Source organism: Streptomyces sp. 6-11-2, assembly GCF_006540305.1.
In the GTDB taxonomy this organism is placed as follows: domain Bacteria; phylum Actinomycetota; class Actinomycetes; order Streptomycetales; family Streptomycetaceae; genus Streptomyces.
Map to the genome: position 1 here is coordinate 2,992,199 of NZ_BJOR01000001.1, position 19,989 is coordinate 3,012,187.

General features: G+C 70.7%; 20 protein-coding genes and 3 pseudogenes. 4 read left to right on the forward strand and 19 right to left on the reverse strand.

All coding sequences use genetic code 11. The features are described 5' to 3' along the window. The first annotated feature begins 40 nt into the window (after positions 1-40). Positions 41-916 (forward strand): MaoC family dehydratase, encoded by an 876-nt coding sequence (locus TNCT6_RS12810; protein ID WP_141359493.1) that lies wholly within the window; start codon positions 41-43, stop codon positions 914-916. On the opposite strand, the pseudogene TNCT6_RS12815 reads toward TNCT6_RS12810, so the two are convergent. The 9 genes and pseudogenes from TNCT6_RS12815 to TNCT6_RS12855 form a co-directional block, all read right to left on the reverse strand. After that, positions 909-1,577: pseudogene (locus tag TNCT6_RS12815) on the reverse strand (TetR/AcrR family transcriptional regulator). The gene TNCT6_RS12810 and the pseudogene TNCT6_RS12815 sit on opposite strands and share 8 nt — an antisense overlap. 68 nt (positions 1,578-1,645) lie before the next feature. Continuing rightward, entirely contained in the window at positions 1,646-1,969 is a 324-nt protein-coding gene (locus TNCT6_RS12820) for a DUF4229 domain-containing protein (protein ID WP_141359494.1), read from the reverse strand. A gap of 102 nt (positions 1,970-2,071) precedes the next feature. Further along, positions 2,072-2,596 carry a GNAT family N-acetyltransferase gene (locus TNCT6_RS12825; protein WP_141359495.1) on the reverse strand — a complete coding sequence of 175 codons (525 nt, stop codon included), beginning with the start codon at positions 2,594-2,596 and terminating at the stop codon, positions 2,072-2,074. A gap of 16 nt (positions 2,597-2,612) precedes the next feature. Further along, positions 2,613-3,263, reverse strand: coding sequence for a UdgX family uracil-DNA binding protein (locus tag TNCT6_RS12830; protein ID WP_141359496.1), 651 nt, complete (start codon positions 3,261-3,263; stop codon positions 2,613-2,615). 56 nt (positions 3,264-3,319) lie between these two features. Beyond that, the gene (gene mqnE, locus TNCT6_RS12835; RefSeq protein ID WP_141359497.1) at positions 3,320-4,483 is read right to left on the reverse strand and encodes an aminofutalosine synthase MqnE; all 1,164 of its coding nucleotides are present in this window, start codon (positions 4,481-4,483) and stop codon (positions 3,320-3,322) included. A 90-nt stretch (positions 4,484-4,573) separates the two neighbouring features. Continuing rightward, complete coding sequence (locus TNCT6_RS12840; protein ID WP_141366372.1) at positions 4,574-5,029, reverse strand: Lrp/AsnC family transcriptional regulator; 456 nt, start codon at positions 5,027-5,029, stop codon at positions 4,574-4,576. 100 nt (positions 5,030-5,129) lie between these two features. Then, entirely contained in the window at positions 5,130-5,801 is a 672-nt protein-coding gene (locus TNCT6_RS12845; RefSeq protein ID WP_141359498.1) for a UbiX family flavin prenyltransferase, read from the reverse strand. 45 nt (positions 5,802-5,846) lie between these two features. After that, positions 5,847-6,749 carry a menaquinone biosynthesis prenyltransferase MqnP gene (gene mqnP, locus TNCT6_RS12850; protein ID WP_141359499.1) on the reverse strand — a complete coding sequence of 301 codons (903 nt, stop codon included), beginning with the start codon at positions 6,747-6,749 and terminating at the stop codon, positions 5,847-5,849. Continuing rightward, positions 6,746-8,203, reverse strand: a complete 1,458-nt coding sequence (locus TNCT6_RS12855; protein WP_141359500.1) for a menaquinone biosynthesis decarboxylase — start codon at positions 8,201-8,203, stop codon at positions 6,746-6,748. Before TNCT6_RS12855 ends, mqnP begins: the two co-directional genes overlap by 4 nt. A gap of 87 nt (positions 8,204-8,290) precedes the next feature. Between TNCT6_RS12855 and TNCT6_RS12860 the strand changes: the two genes are divergently transcribed. Beyond that, positions 8,291-8,683: a PLD nuclease N-terminal domain-containing protein gene (locus TNCT6_RS12860; protein ID WP_141359501.1), complete on the forward strand. Its 393-nt coding sequence runs from the start codon at positions 8,291-8,293 to the stop codon at positions 8,681-8,683. 464 nt (positions 8,684-9,147) lie between these two features. On the opposite strand, the gene TNCT6_RS12870 is transcribed toward TNCT6_RS12860, so the two are convergent. Further along, a complete protein-coding gene (locus TNCT6_RS12870; protein WP_141359503.1) occupies positions 9,148-9,915 on the reverse strand; it encodes a CDP-alcohol phosphatidyltransferase family protein in 768 nt (255 codons plus the stop codon). Between the two features lie 181 nt (positions 9,916-10,096). Continuing rightward, positions 10,097-10,315 (reverse strand): annotated as a pseudogene (locus TNCT6_RS12875) (zinc ribbon domain-containing protein); the annotation flags it as partial. On the opposite strand from TNCT6_RS12875, the pseudogene TNCT6_RS12880 reads away from it, so the two are divergent. Then, positions 10,304-10,534: pseudogene (locus TNCT6_RS12880) on the forward strand (nucleoside deaminase); the annotation flags it as partial. The pseudogenes TNCT6_RS12875 and TNCT6_RS12880 overlap by 12 nt on opposite strands. On the opposite strand, the gene TNCT6_RS12885 reads toward TNCT6_RS12880, so the two are convergent. The 8 genes from TNCT6_RS12885 to hemL form a co-directional block, all read right to left on the reverse strand. Continuing rightward, on the reverse strand, positions 10,488-10,922 hold the full coding sequence (locus TNCT6_RS12885) for an SRPBCC domain-containing protein (RefSeq protein WP_141359504.1): 435 nt from the start codon (positions 10,920-10,922) through the stop codon (positions 10,488-10,490). The pseudogene TNCT6_RS12880 and the gene TNCT6_RS12885 overlap by 47 nt on opposite strands. A gap of 25 nt (positions 10,923-10,947) precedes the next feature. Beyond that, a complete protein-coding gene (gene ccsB / locus TNCT6_RS12890; protein ID WP_141359505.1) occupies positions 10,948-12,051 on the reverse strand; it encodes a c-type cytochrome biogenesis protein CcsB in 1,104 nt (367 codons plus the stop codon). Then, entirely contained in the window at positions 12,048-13,841 is a 1,794-nt protein-coding gene (locus TNCT6_RS12895) for a cytochrome c biogenesis protein ResB (protein ID WP_141359506.1), read from the reverse strand. The genes ccsB and TNCT6_RS12895 overlap by 4 nt, the downstream gene beginning before the upstream one ends. 3 nt (positions 13,842-13,844) lie before the next feature. Continuing rightward, positions 13,845-14,606, reverse strand: coding sequence for a cytochrome c biogenesis CcdA family protein (locus TNCT6_RS12900; protein ID WP_141359507.1), 762 nt, complete (start codon positions 14,604-14,606; stop codon positions 13,845-13,847). 6 nt (positions 14,607-14,612) lie between these two features. After that, a complete protein-coding gene (locus TNCT6_RS12905) occupies positions 14,613-15,278 on the reverse strand; it encodes a TlpA disulfide reductase family protein (RefSeq protein ID WP_141359508.1) in 666 nt (221 codons plus the stop codon). 66 nt (positions 15,279-15,344) lie between these two features. Beyond that, a complete protein-coding gene (locus TNCT6_RS12910; RefSeq protein ID WP_141359509.1) occupies positions 15,345-16,643 on the reverse strand; it encodes a hypothetical protein in 1,299 nt (432 codons plus the stop codon). 171 nt (positions 16,644-16,814) lie between these two features. Continuing rightward, positions 16,815-17,516 (reverse strand): histidine phosphatase family protein, encoded by a 702-nt coding sequence (locus TNCT6_RS12915; protein WP_141359510.1) that lies wholly within the window; start codon positions 17,514-17,516, stop codon positions 16,815-16,817. After that, on the reverse strand, positions 17,513-18,829 hold the full coding sequence (gene hemL, locus TNCT6_RS12920; protein ID WP_141359511.1) for a glutamate-1-semialdehyde 2,1-aminomutase: 1,317 nt from the start codon (positions 18,827-18,829) through the stop codon (positions 17,513-17,515). The genes TNCT6_RS12915 and hemL overlap by 4 nt, the downstream gene beginning before the upstream one ends. Positions 18,830-19,170: 341 nt before the next feature. Here hemL and TNCT6_RS12925 point away from each other — a divergent pair, with 341 nt between their 5' ends. Beyond that, positions 19,171-19,809, forward strand: a complete 639-nt coding sequence (locus tag TNCT6_RS12925; RefSeq protein WP_141359512.1) for a hypothetical protein — start codon at positions 19,171-19,173, stop codon at positions 19,807-19,809. The last annotated feature ends 180 nt before the right edge of the window (positions 19,810-19,989 follow it).

The following is a 19,989-nucleotide window of genomic DNA, read 5'->3' on the forward strand; positions in this document are numbered from 1 at the left end:
ACTTTCGGACGAGTGAGGTGAGCCTGTGGGGAGAGAGGACTTGGCCGACCGCTTCACGGACTTCGCCCGCACCGTGTCCGCGCCGGACCTCCGCCTGGCGACGACTCTGGCCCGTGGCGCCCTGCGCTCCCCCTTCAAGCGGCCCCGCCCTGACGCCCCCTTCCCCCGCACCCGGCTCGTGCTGCCCTCCGTCCGCGTCGACCTCGCGCGGCTGGCCGCCTACGAGCGGGCGTGCGGCTTCGCGACCGGCGACGACGCGCTGCCGATCACCTATCCGCACGTGCTCGGCTTCCCGGCGGCCATGAGCCTGATGAGCGGCGGGGACTTCCCGCTGCCGCTGCTCGGGCTGGTGCACACCTCGGTCCACATCACCCGGCACACCGTCCTGCCCGCCACGGGCGGGTACGAACTTGCCGTGCACGTCGCCGGGTTGGCACCGCACCGGCGCGGCACGGAGGCCGCCGTCGTCACCGTGCTGAGGGCGGCGGACGGAGTCGTCGCATGGGAGTCGACGAGCACGTACCTGGCCCGCCACCGCACCGACGGGCCCGCACCCGAGAGCGCGCCGCGAGAACGCGAACCCCTGCCCGCCGTCGCCGAGTGGCGCCTCGGAGCGGACGTGGGGCGGCGCTACGCGGCCGCCTCCGGTGACCGCAACCCGATCCACCTCCACCCGCTCACCGCCCGCCTGTTCGGCTTCCCGCGGGCGATCGCACACGGCATGTGGACCGTCGCCCGCTGCCTCGCCGCCCACGGCGCCCCCGAAGCCGCCCTGGTACGGGCGGAGTTCGGATCCCCGGTACTGCTGCCGGGCACGGTCGTCCACGCCGCCGACGGCGTCGGCCGCTTCGAACTGCGCGATCCCGCCGGGCAGCGGGTCCACCTGAGGGGCGAGGTGCTTCCGCCGCTCACGTGAGTGCGGTCGGCGCGGTGAGATCGCCGGCGGGCGGGGTCCGGGGCCGGTCCTCCATGAGGTCGCCCAGGCCCGCCCACGCGAAGTTCATCAGGGTCGCCGCCGCTTGGCGGGCCGAGACGCCCGGGGTGGCGTTGGCCCAGTCGGCGCGGGACTCGGCGGCGCCGACCAGGGCCTCGGCGAGCCGGCGACCTCGCGCTCCGGCAGACCGGGGTCGTGGTGGCCTCACGGGCGGCGACGAGGATCAACCGGGTGACGAACTCCACGATCTCCGCGCGCATCGCGGCGATCCCGGCCGCGAACGGCTCCCCGTGCGTACGGGCCTGCAGACGGAGCACCGCCCAGCCCTCCGGGTGCCGCGCGGTGTGCGGGAAGAACGCCCGCAGCTCTTCCCGGAGTTGACGGTCGACGGGCAGCCCGGGGCGGACTCCGGCCCGGACCGCCTCGGTCAGGGCGGCGGCCTCGCGGCGGATGCAGGCGGTGAAGAGGTCTTCCTCGGAGTTCAGGTACAGATGGACCAACGGCTCGGAGACGCCCGCCGGTTCGACTGTCTCGTCCATCGACGCGGCGGTGTGGCCGCGCCGCCCGAAGATCTGGACGGCGGCGTCGAGCATCTGCCGCTCGCGCACCGCTCTCGGATCCGCCTGGCCCTCACGGCACCCATGAGGGCAAGCTACGGTTCAGGCGCCGGCCCAACAGCCGCGCGGACGCCGCACCGACCGGATCAGGACATCAGGACGCCTGTCCCTGAGCCTGCTCCCGGGGCTGCGCCTGGTCCCGAGCCCGGTCGTCGGCGAGGTCCTCCTGGCCCGCGTTGGCCTCGAAGTTCGCCTTCATGCGGTCCACCCGCTCGGACACCTGCACCGACGCCCGGTCGCGCTCCTTGCGCAGGACGACGAAGCTGATCGGGGCCGAGATCACCAGGGCGAGCGTGACGATCCACAGCCCGTTGGAGCTGCCGAGGCCGCGCGGGGCGACACCGGAGTAGACGAGGCCCCAGACGACCACGAGGCAGCCCACGAAGATCCCGAGGCGCATCAGTGTGTAGCGGAGCATCTCAATCCACTCTTCCGTTCCGAAGGTTCCCAAAGGGGCACCGTCCAGTGAAGCACGCCGGACGCCGGATCACGCAAGGGGGTGCCAAGGACCGGTAAAGCCTCAGGTCAGCGGCAGAAGCATGATCACGTCGTCCCGGTCGTCGCCCGGCTCCACCCGGATGGCGCCGGGCACCCGCCCGACCTCCTTGTAGCCGCAGGAGGCGTAGAACCGCTCCAGGCCGAGCCCGCCCCGGCAGGTGAGCCGGATCGCGTCGATGCCCGGGAAGCCGCCGGCCGCGTCCGCGGCGGCCGCCAGCAGGTCCCGTCCGTAGCCCCGGCCCTGGTGGCGCGGGTGCACCATCACCGTGTAGAGCCAGAGCCAGTGCGTCATCAGCCGGTGGGTGTTGAGGGTCAGGAAGGCGGTGGCGGCGACCCGGCCCTCCTCGTCGTGGCCGACCAGCAGCCGGGCACGGCCCTCGGTCAGCGCGAGGAACTGCTTGACCAGTTCCGGACGTATCTCCTCCCGCGTCGCGGGCGGCACGAAGCCGACCGCCCCGCCGGCGTTCGTGACATCGGTCCACAGGTCGAGGACGCCGTCGCGCAGAGCGGGGTCGACGGAAGGATCAAGAGTGAAAGTAAGGGGCATCGGGCGATAGTATCTATTACACCAGGGCGTGCGCAGCCACTTTCAGGTCGGAGACCAGCCCCCGGTACGCGGCCTCCCGGTCGTCCGCGCGCAGCACGGACGAGGGGTGCACGGTCGGCACCAGCCGCTCCCGGCGCCCGTGGATCTCCTCCTCCAGCACCGTCCCGCGCACTTCGGTCACCCGGAACGAGGAGCCCAGCAGGGCCTTCCCGGCCGTCGCGCCCAGGACCACGATCAGCTCGGGCTCCACGAGCCTGAGTTCGGCCGCCAGCCAGGGCCCGCACGCCGCCGTCTCGCGCAGGCTCGGCGCCTTGTGGATACGGCGCTTGCCGGGCCCGGACCGGGTGAACTTGAAGTGCTTGACCGCGTTGGTGACATACGTCTCGCCCGGGTCGATGCCCGCCTCGGCCAGAGCCCGGTCCAGCACCTTCCCGGCGGGCCCGACGAACGGCCGGCCCCGCCGGTCCTCCTGGTCCCCGGGCTGCTCGCCGACGAGCATGACCCGGGCGCCGGTGTCCCCGGCGCCGAACACGGTCTGCGTGGCGTCGCGGTGCAGCGGGCAGCCCCGGCAGCCCGCCGCCGCCTCGCGCAGGGCGGCCAGGTCCGCGCGCTCGGGCACGAAGGGCGCGGCGGTGTAGGCGTCCTCGGGCGCCTTCGCGGTGGCCATGCCGGACGGGTACCCGCCCGGCCGGCGACGTCACGGGGTGCGCGGGACGCGCGGGCTCACACCCGCATCGGCTGCGGCGACTCGCGGCGCGCCGGGTCCGGGCCCTCGTACTCCCGGATGATCTCGTAGCGCGTGTTGCGCTCCACCGGGCGGAAGCCGGCGTCGCGGATCAGGTCCAGCAGGTCCTCGCGGGTCAGCTTGTTCGGGGTGCCGTAGTTGTCCGCGTCGTGCGTGATCTTGTACTCGACCACGGAGCCGTCCATGTCGTCCGCGCCGTGCTGGAGGGCGAGCTGCGCGGTCTGCACGCCGTGCATCACCCAGAACACCTTGACGTGCGGGACGTTGTCGAAGAGCAGCCGCGAGACGGCGAAGGTCTTCAGCGCCTCCGCGCCGGTCGCCATGGTGGTACGGGCCTGGAGGCGGTTGCGGACCTTGCCGTCCTGCACGTCGACGAAGTCGTGCTGGTAGCGCAGCGGGATGAAGACCTGGAACCCGCCGGTCTCGTCCTGGAGTTCACGCAGCCGCAGCACGTGGTCCACGCGGTGGCGGGGCTCCTCGATGTGCCCGTAGAGCATGGTGCACGGGGTCTTCAGGCCCTTCTCGTGCGCCAGCCGGTGGATGCGCGACCAGTCCTCCCAGTGGGTGCGGTGGTCGACGATGTGCTGCCGGACCTCCCAGTCGAAGATCTCCGCGCCGCCGCCGGTCAGGGACTCCAGACCGGCGTCGATCAGCTCGTCGAGGATCTCGGAGGCGGACAGCCCGGAGATCGTCTCGAAGTGGTGGATCTCGGTGGCCGTGAACGCCTTCAGCGACACGTCCGGCAGTGCGGCCTTCAACTCGCGCAGGGAACGCGGGTAGTAGCGCCACGGCAGGTTCGGGTGCAGGCCGTTGACGATGTGCAGCTCGGTGAGGTTCTCCGACTCCATCGCCTTGGCCAGCTTCACGGCCTCCTCGATGCGCATCGTGTACGCGTCCTTCTCGCCCGGCTTGCGCTGGAAGGAGCAGTACGCGCAGGACGCGGTGCACACGTTCGTCATGTTGAGGTGCCGGTTGACGTTGAAGTGCACCACGTCGCCGTTCTTGCGGGTGCGCACCTCGTGGGCGAGACCGCCGAGCCACGCCAGGTCGTCCGACTCGTACAGCGCGATGCCGTCCTCACGGGTCAGGCGGACGCCCGCCCTCACCTTCTCCTCCAGCTCGCGCTTGAGCCCGACGTCCATGCCTCTACCTCTTTCCTGAAGACTGCGACCACCGTACTCCCCCACCCTCCGGGCGGGGGTGCCCCCAAACGGCGCTCCGCGCCTGGAGGATCAGACCTCCTCGGGCAGCTCACCCACCCGGTTCTCCCACTTCGTGGACAGCACGATGGTGGTACGGGTCCGGGAGACGCCCTTGGTCCCGGACAGCCGCCGGATGATGCTCTCCAGTCCGTCGACGTCCGAGGCGCGGACCTTGAGCATGAAGGAGTCGTCGCCGGCGATGAACCAGCAGTCCTCGATCTCGGAGAGGTCCTTCAGCCGCTGCGCCACGTCCTCGTGGTCGGCGGCGTCGGAGAGCGAGATGCCGATCAGGGCGGTGACGCCGAGACCGAGCGAGGCGGCGTCCACGGTGGCGCGGTAGCCGGTGATGACACCGGCCGCCTCCAGCCGGTTGATGCGGTCGGTGACGCTCGGTCCCGACAGGCCGACGAGGCGCCCCAGCTCCGCGTATGAGGCCCGGCCGTTCTCCCTCAGGGCCTGGATGAGCTGCCTGTCCACCGCGTCCATGCGATCGAAGCCTTCCACTGAAGAGATCCGACGAGAGATCTGAAGAAAGTTCCTGAAGTGTCGAGTGGTGCTGGTACTGCTGGAGAGCGCCGCCCGACGCTCACGCGGGCCGGGAGCCGCCCAGTTCGCCCTCCCAGCGACGGTAGAGACGGTGGGGCACGCCCACCGCGTCCAGGGCCCGGCCGGCGACGAAGTCCACGAGGTGCTGGATGTGCGTCGCCCCGGCGTAGAAGGCGGGCGAGGCGGGCAGGACGGTGGCGCCCGCGTCGTCCAGTGCCACCAGGTGCCGCAGCGTCTGGCCGTTCAGCGGGGTCTCCCGTACGGCCACGACCAGCGGCCTGCCCTCCTTGAGGGTCACGCTCGCCGCCCGTTGCAGCAGATCCTTGGACAGCCCGAGGGCGACGCCCGCCACACAGGCCGTCGAGGCGGGCACGATCAGCATGCCCTTCGCCGGGTACGACCCCGAGGACGGACCGGCCGCCAGGTCACCGGCGCTCCAGTGCCGCACCCCGGTGATGTCCACGTCGAACGTGCTGGGCTTGCCGTCGGCGCCGAGGGACAGCCATTCACGCAGGTCGTCCCCCCAGTGGGCGTCCCGGAAGGAGATGCCGGTCTCGTCGAGCAGGGTGAGCCGCGAGGCCCGGCTGACCACCAGGTCGACGCTCTGTCCGGCGTCGAGCAGCGCACGCAGCACAGCGGCCGCATACGGCGTGCCGGACGCTCCGGACACCCCCACGATCCAAGGCGCGCGCCGCGTTTCTCCTGGCTTCATGTGTCGAGCCTATCCGTCAGTACTCATGATCCAAACCGCGAGGGATCAGACCGTGAGACCGCGCACCAGCAGATCCAGCAGCGCGCACACAAAAAGGGCGATACCGATGAACCCGTTGACGCTGAAGAACGCCCGGTTGAGGCGGGACAGGTCGTGCGGGCGGACGATCGTGTGCTCGTAGACGAAGGCGCCCGCGACGACGATCAGGCCCAGCCAGAAGAAGGCGCCGGCGCCGGTGGCGACCGCGTACCAGACGAACAGCGCGGTGGTGACGAAGTGGCAGGCCCGCGCTCCCCGGATGGCGGCGGGGACGCCGAAACGGGCCGGGACCGACTTCACGCCGATCTCGCGGTCGGTCTCCACGTCCTGGCAGGCGTAGATGAGGTCGAAGCCACCGATCCAGATGCCGACGGCCAGGCCCAGGATCACCGCCTCCCAGGACCAGCTGCCGGAGATCGCCAGCCAGCCGCCGATCGGGCCCATCGCCTGGGCCAGGCCCAGGATGGCCTGCGGGAAGTTCGTGAACCGCTTGCCGTAGGGGTAGACCACCATCGGGATCACCGCGATGGGGGCGAGGGCCAGGCAGAGCGGGTTGAGCAGGGCCGCGGCCGCCAGGAACACGACGAGCGCGACGAGCGCGCCCGTCCAGGCGTGCCGCACCGACATCGCGCCGGTCACCAGCTCGCGCTGCGCGGTGCGCGGGTTACGGGCGTCGATCTCCCGGTCGATGATCCGGTTGACGGCCATCGCGAACGTGCGCAGCCCCACCATCGCCACGGTGACGAGTAGCAGCCTGCCCCAGTGGATGGTCCTGTCCCAGTCGTACATCGCGGTCAGGGAGGCGATGTAGGCGAAGGGCAGCGCGAAGATCGAGTGCTCGATCATCACCAGGCGCAGGAAGGCCTTGGTGCGTCCCGGCTGAGGGATCGCGGCGGACGCCGAGCTCACAGGCCGTACTCCTTCCAACGGCGGTCCACCAGGGCGGCCGTGTCGGGGTCCGAGAGGACCATCTCCGGCCACCCGCCGTCCCGCGTGTAGCCCTCCTCGGGCAGCTTCTTCGTCGCGTCGATGCCCGCCTTGCCGCCCCAGAACTGCTGGTAGGAGGCGTGGTCGAGATGGTCGACGGGACCTTCCACGACCGTGAGGTCGCGGGCGTAGTCCGTGTTGCCGAGGGCCCGCCAGGCGACCTCGTGCAGATCGTGCACGTCGCAGTCGGAGTCGACGACCACGATCAGCTTGGTCAGCGACATCATGTGTGCCCCCCAGATGGCGTGCATCACCTTCTGGGCGTGCTTGGGGTATTTCTTGTCGATCGAGACGATCGCGCAGTTGTGGAAGCCGCCCGCCTCGGGCAGGTGGTAGTCCACGATGTCCGGGACGATGATCTTCAGCAGGGGCAGGAAGAAGCGCTCGGTGGCACGGCCGAGCGGCCCGTCCTCCGTCGGGGGGCGGCCCACGACGATCGACTGGAGCAGGGGCCGTTTGCGCATCGTCACGCAGTCGATGGTCAGCGCCGGGAAGGGCTCCTGCGGGGTGTAGAAGCCGGTGTGGTCTCCGAACGGCCCCTCGGGCAGCATCTCGCCGGGCTCCAGCCAGCCCTCCAGGACGACCTCGGCGTTCGCCGGGACCTGGAGCGGGACGGTCTTGCAGTCGACCATCTCGATCCGCCTGCCCGCGATGAACCCGGCGAACAGGTACTCGTCGATGTCGCCGGGGAGGGGCGCGGTCGACGCGTACGTCACGGTCGGGGGGCAGCCGAAGGCGATCGCCACCGGTAGCCGCTCCCCGCGCCGGGCGGCGACCTGGTAGTGGTTGCGGCTGTCCTTGTGGATCTGCCAGTGCATGCCGATGGTGCGCTTGTCGTGGCGCTGGAGGCGGTACAGCCCGAGGTTGCGGACGCCGCTCTCCGGGTCCTTGGTGTGGGTGAGTCCCAGGTTGAAGAAGGAGCCGCCGTCCTGGGGCCAGGTGAAGAGGGCCGGCAGGGCGTCGAGGTCGACGTCGTCGCCGTGCAGGACCACTTCCTGCACGGGGGCGTTGTCGGACTTCACCTTCTTCGGCGGTACGTGCGTCATCGCGCCGAGCTTGCCGAACGCCTCGCGCATGCCCACGAAGCCGTGCGGCAGCTCTGGCCGCAGCAGCCCGCCGATCCTGTCGGAGATCTCGCCGTACGACTTCAGGCCGAGGGCCTTCAGCAGCCGCCGGTCGGTCCCGAAGACGTTCATGGCCAGGGGCATCGCGGAGCCGCGCACGTTCTCGAAGAGCAGTGCGGGGCCGCCCGACTTCTGTACCCGGTCGACGATCTCACCGACCTCCAGATACGGGTCGACCTCGGCCTTGATGCGCTTGAGGTCTCCCTCGCGCTCCAGCGCCCTGAGCAGGGAACGAAGATCGTCGTACGCCATGGGGTCCAGTATCCCCGAGCGGCTACCCTGGCCCCGTCACGGGGCCGGTGCAGGGCCCCACCACCGCTTCCCAGGGGGCTTTCCGACATGCTCAGGGTGCTGCTGTACTACGTCGTGCCGCTGGCACTGATGATCTTCGCGTTCATCGACTGCCTGAACACGCCCGAGGACGAGGCGAAGCACCTTCCCAAGGTCGCCTGGGTCTTCATCATCCTGCTCTTCCCGATCGTCGGCTCGATCGCCTGGCTCGCCGCGGGCAAGGACCGCCGTCCTCCGGCGAACGGCCGCACGCCCTCGGAGTGGCACCGCAACCAGCGGCTCGACTACGTCGCCCCGGACGACAACCCCGCCTTCCTGAAGTCCCTCGCCGAGGAGAACAAGAAGGACGAGGACCTGCTGAAGAACTGGGAGGCCGATCTGCGCCGCCGCGAGGAGGAACTGCGCCGCAAGGAGAACGGCGAGGAGCCGAAGAGCACCTGAGCCGCCACCGGGGCGACGAGCCGCCCCTGTTCGCCAACTCTCCACATCCGGCACACAGTTGACGTTCGATACCGGCTTGCGCCCAGGGCGCGGTACGGAGTTGATGGTCCTCACTCAGTAACGGGGCACCAGCCGTACTCCAGGGGGACCGATGGACAGAGCCGAACCGCCGGGGCACTTCGACATCCCGCCCCCGTCGGCCTCCCGCACCGCCGCCGCCATCCCCCCAGTCCTTGTCCCGGCACCCGGCACCCGGCACCCGGCACCCGGCACCCGGCACCCGGCATGCGACCGTACGCACGACGCCCGAACAGCCGCACCCCCTTCCGATGCGATCACCCCAAGCAGGTGACCGGGGCGGCCGCGCGCGGGGTCACGACGGCGGTGTGGGCGCGGCTCTCCAGTGCCGTGACGGGAAAGGTTCGCCGGGCGTCACGAGCCGGTGAACCTCTCCGGTCACAGCACTAACGCAGCCGGGACGACGACAGGATCGACAGCAGGTGGGCCGGGACCATCACCCAGGTGATGACGGCGAGGGCGATCAACGCCCAGCGGGTGACGTCGGCGCCGCCGGTGACGGTGTCGCCGATGGCCGCGGCCAGCAGGAGCAGGGACGCCTCGATGCCGTTGGTCACCCGGTGGATCTTGAACGCGGCGGCCAGCCGGCGCACGGTGGCCACGCCCTGCGAGCGCGGCCGGGTCGACTCGTCGTCGGCGACGGCCAGCCCGCGCCGGGCCCGGGCCACGTCGACCAGGTCGGTGGAGGCCTTCAGCAGGACCACGCCGAGGGCGGTCGCCAGGCCCAGCGACACCCAGCCGCCGAAGCCGGACCGGGCCGCGTGGAAGCCGGCGCCCACCATCAGGGCGGCGTCCGCGAGGTAGGCGCCGAGCCGGTCGACGTAGATGCCGGCCGCGCTGTTCTGGCCCTTCCAGCGGGCGACCTCGCCGTCCACGCAGTCGAAGAGGAGGAACAGCTGCATCAGCACGACGGCCAGGACGGCCCCGGTCAGGCCCGGGATCAGCAGCGCGGCGCCGGAGGCCGTCCCGCACACCACCATGGTCCAGGTCAGCTGGTCCGGGGTCACCGGGGTGCGCACCAGCTGCCGGGTGAACCGCAGCGAGATCCTCCGCATGTACAGGCGGCCCGCCCAGTGCTCACCGTTGCGGCTCGCCAGTTTCGCCTGCGGCTGGCAGACGTCCCGCAGCTCCTCCAGAACCGGAGCAGCGACCATGACCGTTCCCTCCCACCCACCGGGGCCAACTGCCGCGCGTGCGGCGATGATCGAGTCAGGGTACAGAGTGCGGCGCGCGCGGCTTCCGGGGGCGGGCGCCGGCCGTTGCCGTGCGACGCGCGCGCGTCGTCAGCACAGTGAGGGCGTGACTCCTCCACCCCGTAAACCGGGTGGCTTCTCGCTAAGCGGGTTGAGCTTCGCGACGGACCAGCCCGGCCCGTAGAACGTTCAGGGCGCCCACCGTGTCCGCGTGCGCCGAGTGGCCGCACGCCTGGCAGTGGAACTTCTCCTGTGTGGGCCGGTTCTCCTTGGCGGTGTGCCCGCATTCGGGGCACCGCCGGGAGGTGTCGCGAGGGTCCACGGCCATCACTTCCCGTCCGGCGCTCTCACGACGATGGTGACGACCCTCTCGCCCTGCTGGTACTGCAGCGGCCTGGTCCGTCAGTTCGGCATCTCGCGGGTGGTGGTCGGTGAGGCGGCCACGTTCACGGGCGGGCACGGCTGGCTCGCGGAGCACGGTGTGGAGATCGTGGTCCTGGACGACGCGGAGTGCGTCGCGTTGATGCGGGACTTCACCGGGAGGCATCCGGATCTGTGGAACGAGGACATTGGCGCGTAACCACTTCGATCAGGCGTTCGAAGCGGGCTCGCCAGCGCGGCTCCGACTCCGTCTCGCCCCGGAACTCGTGGGTGAAGCGGAGCACGGAACCGTCCGCGCCGTCGCGCTCCAGGTGGAAGCGGATGCGGCCGCCGCCCTCCACGGTGTACTCGGCGACCCGGTCCACGTCCCATGCGGTGATCCGCCCGCTGCCGAGACCGCGCAGGCTCACCGCGCCGCCGAGCCGGGGTTCCAGCTCGTCGGCGCCGGTGAACCAGCGCGCGAGGCCCTCCGGTGTGGTCAGCTCCGGCCAGACCTGCTCCATGGGTCTGGGGAGCCGTACCAGGAAGGTGAGGAGGTGCGTGTTCCCGTGGATCCGGCTGGTGCCCTGTTCGATGGAACCGGTCATGACACCAGTGTCGCCGAGGGGCCGGTCAGACGCCCGAGTACGAGTGCTTGCCGCTGACGAAGATGTTCACGCCGTAGTAGTTGAAGAGCCAGCAGCCGAACGCGATCAACGCGATGTAGGCGGCCTTGCGGCCCTTCCAGCCGGCCGTGGAGCGGGCGTGCAGGTAGCAGGCGTAGGCGACCCAGGTGATGAAGGACCAGGTCTCCTTGGGGTCCCAGCCCCAGTAGCGGCCCCAGGCGGACTCGGCCCAGATCGCGCCCGCGATGATCGTGAACGTCCACAGCGGGAAGACGGCGGCGTTGATGCGGTAGGAGAACTTGTCCAGGGACGCCGAGGCCGGCAGCCGCTCCAGGACGGAGGTCGCGAAGCGGCCGGGCTTCCCGCCGGAGGCGAGCTTGTTCTCGTAGGAGTCCTTGAACAGGTACAGCAGGGTGCCGACCGCGCCGACGTAGAAGACCGCGCCGCAGAAGATCGCGGTGGAGACGTGGATGTACAGCCAGTACGAGTGCAGGGCCGGGACCAGCTGGTCGCTCGCCGTGTAGAGCACGGTGACCGCGAGGCCGAGGTCGAGCAGGACGGTGGTGGTCAGGAACAGGCCGAGCCAGCGCACGTTCTTCTTCAGCGCGAGCAGCAGCAGGTAGACGCCGACCGCGACCGTGGAGAAGGTGATGTTGAACTCGTACATGTTGCCCCACGGCGCCCGCTGCACGGAGGCCGCGCGGGCGATCACGCCACCGAGCGCGAGGAGGAAGCCGAGGACGCTGAGGGACACCGCGATCCGGCCGTACAGGTCGCCCTTCTCGTCCCCGCCGTGCGCGCCGGGCCCGTCGGGCACGTCGCGGGCGCCGGCGGCGGACCGTACGACGACCTTGGGGCGCTCCAGCACGGCGGTGCCCCCGGCGGACTTCACCGCCACGGCCGGGCCCTGCGCCGTGGCCGCGCCGTCCTTGGCGGTCAGCGCGGCGGCCGTGCGGGCCACCTTGCTGCGGCTGCCGAAGAGCCATTCGGTGATGTACGCGAAGAAGGCCAGGGTGTAGACGGCCATCGCGGAGTAGATCAGCGTGTTGCTGATGTTGGCCAGGTTTTCGTTGGTCGCCGTGGCTAGCTCGGTCGCGGCGGCGAGAGTCATTTCTCCTCAGCCCCTTCGGCGGGTACGGGGGTGCCGGCGTCCGGCTCCCGGTCGGGGTCGGCGTCGGCCTGTGCGGGCGCCTTGTCGTGGACGAGGGCGGCCAGGTCGCCGAGCTCCTCGGGGAGTTTCGCGGACTCGCTGCGGCCCAGGCCCGCCATCTCGACGACGGTCACGCCGTCGGCGCCCCGCACGGCCCGCACCCAGACGCGGCGGCGCTGGATGAACAGGGAGCCGGCCAGTCCGGCGATGGCGGCGAGCGCGCCGGTGAGCGCCCAGCCGGTGCCGGGCTGCTGCACGATCTGGAAGCCGGCCCACTCCTTGATGTCCTTGTCGAAGGTGATGGAGCCGGCGCCGTTCGGCAGCGTCATGGTCTCGCCGGGCAGCAGCCGGGCGGCGATGGGGTTGCCCTTGGCGTCCTTGAACTGCTTGAGGTTCGGGTTCTTGGTGTCGAGCTGGTAGACGTTCTGCGGGACGCCCGCGCCGACGCCCAGGTCGCCGTGGTAGCCGGTCAGCGCGAGGACGGGGAAGTCCAGCGCCGGGAACTGGGAGAACATCGTGCCCTTGCCGGCACCGGCGAAGGTCGGCACGAAGAACGCGGAGAAGCCGAGCTGCTCGGTCTTGCCCTGGGCGTTCTTGTAGCCGTCGAGCACCTTGATCGCGCCCTGCGAGGTGACGTTGGAGTCGACCGGCAGCAGCGGCACGGCCTGGCGGTAGACCACCTGGCCCTTGCCGTCCCGGACGGTGACGGTGGGGGCGTAGCCGTGGCTGACGAGGTAGACCCGGGCGTCGTCGACGCTCAGCGGGTGGTTGGGCGAGATGCTCGCCTTCCGCTCCTGGCCGTGGGCGCCCAGGCTGTAGGTGATGTCCGCCCGGTACACGCGCGGCGTGCCCTTCTGGGGGCCGGTGCGCTCGTAGGTGCCGGTGAACTTCTTCAGGTTGAAGCTGAACGGCACCAGGTCGTCGTCGTTGAAGAGGTTGCCGGACTTGAAGTCGTCGTACTGGGTGAGGGTGTTGGAGAAGCCGTCGCCCTCGACGATCAGCTTGTTGCCCTCGGTCTTGTACAACTGGCCCCAGGCGAAGGCGATCAGCATCACGATCAGCGCGATGTGGAAGACGAGGTTGCCGGCCTCGCGCAGGTAGCCCTTCTCGGCGGCGACGGCGTCACCGTCGGGGAGGGCGCGGAAGCGGCGCTGCTTGAGGATCTTCAGCGCGGCCCCGCGGACCTCCTCGGGGGCGGCGGCGGTGCGCCAGGTGGTGTACGCGGGCAGCCGGTCCAGCCGCTTGGGGGCGCCCGGCGGGCGGCCGCGCAGCTGGCCCACGAACTGCCAGGTGCGCGGCACGATGCAGCCGATGAGGGAGACGAACAGCAGGATGTAGATCGCGGAGAACCACACCGAGCTGTAGACGTGGAACAGGCCGAGCTTGTCGTAGACGGGCGCGAGCGTCGTGTGCGCCTGCCGGAAGGCCTCGACCTTCAGCGCGTCGGTGCCGCTCTGCGGGATCAGCGAGCCGGGGACGGCGCCGAGGGAGAGCAGGAACAGCAGCATCAGCGCGACGCGCATGGAGGTGAGCTGCCGCCAGAACCAGCGGGCCCAGCCGACGGTCTCCCGCCACGTCCAGGCGAGCCGGCCGGCCAGTCCGGGCGCCCGGTTGCCGCCGAAGGAGCCGGGGACGGACGTCTCGGTGGGGGCGGTGGACAACTGGGACCCGGCGGCGCCGAGGTCGTCGTCGCCGGGCGGCACCACCACCGGGGTCTCGTCGTCCGTCGTACTGGTTGGCGTCTTGCTCATGGATCAGATCCCCACAGTGAAGCCGGTGGACCACGTCTGCATCTCCTGCACCAGCCGGTCCCAGGCGCCGGTCAGCAGCAGCACGCCGGTCACGATCATCATCGTGCCGCCGACGCGCATCACCCAGACATAGTGGCGCTTGACCCAGCCGAAGGCTCCCAGCGCCTTGCGGAAGGCGATCGCGGTGAGCACGAACGGGATGCCGAGGCCGGCGCAGTAGGCGACGGTCAGCAGGGCTCCGCGCCCGGCGCTGGCCTGGGTCGAGGAGAGCGCCACCACGGAGGCGAGGGTCGGGCCGATGCACGGGGTCCAGCCGACTCCGAACAGGGCCCCGAGCACGGGTGCGCCCATCAGGCCCGTGGTGGGGCGCATGTGGAAGCGGAACTCACGCTGGGTCAGCCAGGGCATCAGGCCCATGAAGAAGACGCCCATGAGGATCATGAGCACGCCCAGCACCTTGGACAGGGTGCCCTTGTAGTCCTGGAGGGTCTGCCCGAAGAACCCGAACAGCGCCCCGCCGGAGACGAAGACCACGGTGAAGCCGAGGACGAAGAGGCCGGCGCCGACGGTCATCCGTCCGCGCCGGGCCTCGGCCAGGTCCGTGCCGGTGACCCCGGTCACATAGGAGAGGTAGCCGGGGACGAGCGGCAGGACGCAGGGGGAGAAGAACGAGACGAGTCCGCCGAGTACGGCGACGGGCAGCGCGAGCAGCAGGGCTCCGCTGAACACCGTCTGATTGGGATCAGTGGCTGCGGCCAGTAGCACGGCGGCTCACTTCTCCGCGACGACCGGGTCGAGCATCTTGCGCAGCTTGTCCTCGCTGAGCGCCTGGAGGGCGCGCGCGGCGATCCTCCCGTCCCGGTCGACGATGATCGTGGTGGGGATCATCTGCGGGTTCAGGGTGCCCTTCTGGAAGCGGAGCATGAGCTTGCCGGTCGGGTCGTACAGGCTCGGGTACGACACGTCGAACTGCTTCTCGAACGCGAGGGCCGGCTGGGTGCTGGTGTCGCGCGTGTTGATGCCGACGAACTGCACGCCCTTGCCGGCGGTGTCCTTGGCCACCTTCGCCAGGTTGGACGCCTCGGCGCGGCACGGCGAGCACCAGGAGCCCCAGACGTTCAGGACGACGACCTTGCCCTTGTAGGCGCCCATGTCGAGCTGCTTGCCCTCGAGGGTCTTGCCGGACAGGTCGGGCGCGGGCTTGCGGTCGCCCTTCGGCACGGTCGCGATGCCGTCGGCGCCGGTGATGAAGTTGGTGTTGCCCGAGCCGCCGGAGGTGCCGCCGGAGCCGCAGGCGGACAGGGCGAGTGCCAGTGCGGCGCCCCCGGCGGCGAGCAGGGCGGCGCGGCCACGGACACGGCTCGAACGCGTGCGGCGCGGACGGGGCGTGCGGTTCGCCCGGTTCGAGCACTGGGGGGCACGACTGACGGCACTCATGTGAAAAGTTTCGCATGCCCCTTCCGGGGATCTTGCGCACCCCCCTCACGACCGGAAAAGTGCATTTCAGGCCGCCTTCGAGGGGCCCTCCGTGCTCGGCGTGCCGGTGCTTCCGGCGTCCCCGAGGAACTCCTTCCAGCCGCCGGCCGGCCGCTGTCCGACGTCGAGGGTGCGCAGCTTGGCCAGCACTTCCGGCTTCTGCACGTCCATCCAGTCGACGAACTGCCGGAAGGAGACCATGCGCACGTCGGCGCCCTTCTCCCTCTCCCGCGCGATGTGCTTGAAGGCTTCCTCGACGGAGTCCATGTAGATGCCGCCGTTCCACTGTTCGAAGTGGTTGCCTATGAAGTACGGCGCCCGGTTTGTCTCGCATGCCCGCCTGAAGCCCTGGATGTAGGCCTGCGTGGACTGCCTGCGCCAGCCCGGGTGGTTGTGGGCCGGAGCGTTGGTGGAGTTGACGGACTGGTTCGCGAGCATGTTGTAGTCCATCGAGAGCACCTCGAACCGGCGTCCGGGGAACGGTATCTGCTGCAACGGCAGGTCCCAGATGCCCAGCCGCTTGTCCGGCCACACCTGGCGGCCGCCGGGCGAGGAGGCGTCGTAACGCCAGCCGAGCTCGCGGGCGGTGGGCAGCAGCTGGTTCTGGCCGAGCAGGCAGGGGGTGCGGCCGCCGACGAGTTCCTTGTCGTAGTCGAAGGGCAGGGCGGGCAGATCGGTCCAGCCGGTGTTGGTCCGCCACTCCTTCACGAATGCCTTGGCCTGGTCGATCTCGCTGCGCCACTGCTTGGGCGTCCAGCCCCCGACCGAGCCGTGGCCGGAGCAGAAATGGCCGTTGAAGTGGGTGCCGATCTCGTGGCCCTCGAGCCAGGCGCGGCGGACGTTGGTGAGCGTGGCCTTGACGTGGTCGTCGGTCAGATAGCCGATGTCGGAGGCGCCGCGCGGGTTGTTCGGCGGGTCGTACAGGCGCTTCTTCGACTCCGGCAGCAGGTAGAGCCCGGAGAGGAAGAAGGTCATGTGCGCCTCGTGCTGCCTGGCCAGGTCCAGGAAGCGCGGGAACAGCCCGTTGCCGACCTCGCCGGCCCCGTCCCAGGAGAAGACGACGAACTGCGGCGGGGTCTCGCCCGGCTCCAGCGGGACCGGCGCGGCCGGCTGGTGCGGCTGCTTGCCGGTGAACGAGGTCGAGCCGTCGCCGATGAGGCGCGCGGGGGCTGTCGTACGCGCACGCGGGCTGGGCGTGCTCGCGCTGGGGGAGGCACCGGTGCGGCCCGGGTCCGAGGACTTGACGCTGCCGCAGCCCGTGAGCCCGACGGCGGCCGCGGCCCCCGCGCCGAGGCCGAGTAGTCCCCTTCGGGAGAAGGTGCGCATGAGATCCCCGATCCGTCACTGCCGCTGGTGGTCACTCACTCAGAGGCGGGGACGAACACGGGGGTTCCGCGAGTCGATATGAATTTCACAACAAACACAAAGGAAGGGTGCGGCAACGGGCGGGACCGTGCGGTCCCCGCCCGTGCCGCACCCTTCCTTACGCGCGCTTCGTTACGCGCCGAACGCCTTGCCCTGCCCCTTCACCGGCTTGGCGCCCGCGAGGAGATGGGCCGGGACCAGATCGCGGGCCGGCTCGGTGTAGCCGACGGAGACGATCCGGTCGCCCCGGTAGGTGAACGTCGTCAGCGAGGCGAGCGTGCACTGCCGCTTGCGCGGGTCGTGCCACAGCCGCCGCCGCTCCACGTAGGAGCGCACGATCCAGATCGGCAGCTGGTGGCTGACGAGTACCGCCTCGTGTCCGCGCGCCTCGTCCTTCGCCGCGTTCAGCGCGCCCATCATGCGCACCACCTGGTCGATGTACGGCTCGCCCCAGGACGGTTTGAACGGGTTGACCACGTGCTTCCAGTTGGCGGGCCGGCGCAGCGCGCCGTCGCCCACGCCGAAGGTCTTGCCCTGGAAGACGTTGGCCGCCTCGATCAGCCGCTCGTCGGTGGCGAGGTCGAGTCCGTGCGCCTTCGCTATCGGCGTCGCCGTCTCCTGCGCCCGCTCCAGCGGGGAGGCGACGACATAGGTGATGTCGCGGGGGGCGAGGTGCTCGGCGACCCGCTCGGCCATCTTCCGTCCGAGCTCGGACAGGTGGTAGCCGGGCAGCCGCCCGTACAGGATCCCGTCCGGGTTCTCGACCTCGCCGTGCCGCATGAGGTGGACGACGGTGATGTCGTCCCGGCCGTTCTTCTCGGGGGTGTCGCTCATGCCGTCGCCTCCGCCGCCGCACGGGCCGCCGCCGGAAGGGCGTCGGCGATCCGCTGGAGTGCCGTCTCGTCGTGCGCGGTGGAGACGAACCAGGACTCGAAGGACGAGGGCGGCAGGTAGACGCCGTTCGCCAGCATCGCGTGGAAGAACGCGGTGAAGCGGTACGACTCCTGCGCCTTGGCGTCCTCGTAGTCGCGCACCGGGCGGTCCGTGAAGAACACGGAGAACATGTTGGAGGCGTTCTGCAGGGTGTGCGCCACGCCCTCCTTGGTCAGCGCCTCGGAGACCATGGCCTGGATCTGCTGCGAGACGGAGTCGACCTTGGTGTACGCCGCGTCGTCGAGCAGGCGAAGCTGGGCGAGCCCGGCGGCGGTGGCGATGGGGTTCCCGGAGAGGGTGCCGGCCTGGTAGACGGGCCCGGCGGGGGCGAGGTGCGCCATGACGTCGGCGCGTCCGCCGAACGCGGCGGCCGGGAATCCGCCGCCCATCACCTTTCCGAAGGTCATCAGGTCGGGCTCGACCCCGTCGACGCCGTACCACCCGGCCCGGCTGGTGCGGAAGCCCGTCATGACCTCGTCGGAGATGTACAGGGCGCCGTTCTCGCCGCAGAGGTCCTTGAGTCCCTGGTTGAACCCGGGCAGCGGCGGCACCACGCCCATGTTGCCCGGCGAGGCCTCGGTGATCACACAGGCGATCTCGCCCGGGTGCGCGGCGAAGGCGGCGCGCACGGCGTCGAGGTCGTTGTACGGCAGCACGATCGTGTCGCCGGCCTGGGCGCCGGTGACGCCGGGGGTGTCGGGCAGGGCGAAGGTGGCGACCCCCGACCCGGCCGCGGCGAGGAGGGAGTCGACGTGCCCGTGGTAGCACCCGGCGAACTTGATCACCTTGGACCGCCGGGTGAAGCCGCGGGCGAGCCGGATCGCGGACATGGTGGCCTCGGTGCCGCTGGAGACCAGCCGCACCCGCTCCAGCGGGCCGACCCGGTTCACCATCTCCTCGGCGAGGGCGACCTCGCCCTCACCGGGCGTCCCGAAGGACGTGCCGTGCGCGACCGCCTCCTGCACGGCGGCGATCACCTCGGGGTGCGCGTGCCCGAGGATCATCGGACCCCAGGAGCACACGAGGTCGACGTACTCCCGCCCGTCGGCGTCCTTCAGGTACGGACCGCTGCCGGAGACCATGAACCGGGGCGTGCCGCCCACGGCGCGGAAGGCGCGCACCGGCGAGTTCACGCCGCCGGGCGTGACGGCCGCCGCACGGTCGAACAGCGCCTGCGAGACAGGGGCTTCGTAGGGATATGGCAGTTCGCTCATGACCTGCGACTTCTCCGACTTCTCGGGGGTTCTCCGAATACGGTGGGCAGTGACCTGTTCAGGGTAGGCCAGTGACGGCGGCGGGCCCGGGGCGGAGCGGCCGGGTCCGGCCGGATCCGGGTGCGCCGAGCGGCGGATTCGAGGATTCGGAGCGGCCCATCTGCGAAACTGGGCTCCGCGTACGTATGAACAAGCGAAGGGTCGTGTCGGGGACCGCCCGGATCCCGCGGGCAGAAGTTTCGGCGCACGTTTCGGCGGGCGGCCGCGGGGGAGGTCACTGACACGATGATCGGGTTGCGCGGCGGGGGCCACGCGTCCTAGAAAAGCAGTCGGGTGGAGATATGCATCGCGGTGGCGGACTGGGCGAGGGGACTGACGGCCTGGGTCCTCGACGTGCCCGGCGGGGAAGGCACCGGCGCGACGCTGAGGAAGCGAGCGAAGCCCGCCAGGCACGGGATGTACCGAGTGAGTCCGAGCGGACCGACCGGCGAGGCGAGGGCCGGTCCGAGCTGCTGGGAGCAGGGAGCAGGAATGGTGGTCGGGTGGGGGTGACGTACAAGTACTTCGGCGCGCCCGACGGCGCGACGGCGGCCCGCGTCCCGATCTCGATGCGCCCCGAGGAACTCGGCGGCGACGAGCTCGGCATGGGCGGCATGTTCACCAAGATCAAGCCGGAGACGATGGCCGCCATGGTGCTGACCGGCATCGAGGGCGTGCCCCTGCACAAGGTGCCGCCGCTCGAGCTGGTCGTCCTGCACCCCGACTACGCGGTGGTGAAACTCCCGACGACCGCGGTCGACCCCCTGCGCGACATCGGCGAGGAAGCGGTCGGCGCGGCCGCCTTCATCTGGTCCACGGTCCCGGACCGCGGCGGTCCGCGGGACGCGTTCAACGTGTACCAGCTGCTGCACGAGTGGCAGGACTTCAGCCACCGGCTGCATGAGGCGGGGCATCAGCCCTACTGCCTTGTGTGGCCCTGAGCCGGGGTTTCGCAGGGCTCGGGCGGACGCGTCCGGAGGGTACGCATGCGATCGGCGCGCGCAGCCGCGACCGGTCGCCCGGTCCGGACGCGGCTGCGCGCGCCGATGCCGTACTAAGTACTCCGCACTAGTGCTGTGGCCGGGAAGGTTTGCCGGGAAGCTCGCGGCGTCCGGTGCCGG